The 1,236-nt window shown below is 40.1% G+C and carries 2 pseudogenes; one reads left to right on the forward strand and one right to left on the reverse strand.

Annotated features, from left to right (window positions below):
* Positions 1-101: 101 nt before the first annotated feature.
* Positions 102-719 (reverse strand): annotated as a pseudogene (locus FCV43_RS19980) (IS110 family transposase); the annotation flags it as partial.
* A gap of 273 nt (positions 720-992) precedes the next feature.
* Here FCV43_RS19980 and FCV43_RS20740 point away from each other — a divergent pair.
* Positions 993-1,160: pseudogene (locus FCV43_RS20740) on the forward strand (nuclear transport factor 2 family protein); the annotation flags it as partial.
* Between the last annotated feature and the right edge of the window lie 76 nt (positions 1,161-1,236).

A 1,236-nucleotide genomic window follows, 5' to 3' on the forward strand; every position in this document is an offset into this window, starting at 1 on the left:
AATAGCTTCTTCAATATAGCTTCTTTTCTTTCTACTGAGATACGAGACACAATTACTCTTTATCGCCCAAACTGGTTAAATTTTAACAGTGACAACTACCCTGCCAGATAGGGAATCCCTGGCATGCTTTGAAGTATCATGTCTTTACTTTGATATTCTGGGCACTCTTCGATCAGTTTTATGATCTTGTTTTCTATTTTGGCGATTTGATTTTTAAAGGCTGTTAGGATTGGATTTATAGTTGATGCAAGGAACTTAGGCATTATTTTTAGTCTGTTTTTTTCCATAGTTTGCATCGTAAGTAATTGGTTTCTTCTCGAGACTAAATCACTCATAGACCTCATCTTTTCAGGTTTAAGTTGGGTGAGGTTTGGTTTGATCGCCTCGGCAAAGTGAGCGATGAGTTGCGCATCTAGTTTATCTGTTTTCGCCCGCTGACCGATGGCACCCGCGAAGCGTTTAATGTGTATTGGATTCGAAATAACGAAAGGAAGTTTAGCTTCTGAACAAGCCAGAATAAATGGCATTTCTAGCCTACCAGTTGCTTCAATCACGACTCTTTGAGGTTTGTGTTTTTGGATGGCTACGACGGCTTTTTTGATCCCATTCTTATCGTTTGGGACAGAGAAGAAAATATCTAGAGGACGGATGTAAATATCAAGTTGTGCTTTGCCAGTATCGACACCGACATTAATGCTTTGAAGTGTGTTTGTATTCATAATAAGCTATCTCTTGCTTGCGAAATGCGGGTTCGAGACCCAGTCGACTATTCGAGGTTTGTGCTTGGAGTCCTATGCGATGCTCACGTTTGTTATCGGTCTCTATAGAGGAGCCACTATTCAATCGAGCTATCACATAGAAAGCTTTAGTTGCTGCTAAAGCCTGGGTCTCACATTACCCTTATTCGCTAGTTATTATCCATACAAACAATTTAACCTGACTTACAACGCGTGGCAGTTTTACTTCTAATCAGTTTCAGTGATTATGGCGCAATGCAGAGTAATGACTTTTACAAAGCTAGCGAATGGCTAAGTGAAGATTTCGAGGGCTTTTGGCCTCAATCATCAGAACTTATTACTGGTCGTAGTGATTTTGGTGATGTGAATTCCTATTATCCAGCAAATGGTAAATGGCTATTTGAAATTAACTCAATTGTTTGCAGGGAAACCGCATGAGTATGCCGTGGAGCACAGAGGTTGACTTAAGGTTAACCATTCAGCGTAAGCTTAAGAAGAG

The sequence above is a fragment of the Vibrio genomosp. F6 genome (assembly GCF_005146325.1).
Lineage (GTDB): Bacteria > Pseudomonadota > Gammaproteobacteria > Enterobacterales > Vibrionaceae > Vibrio > Vibrio cortegadensis.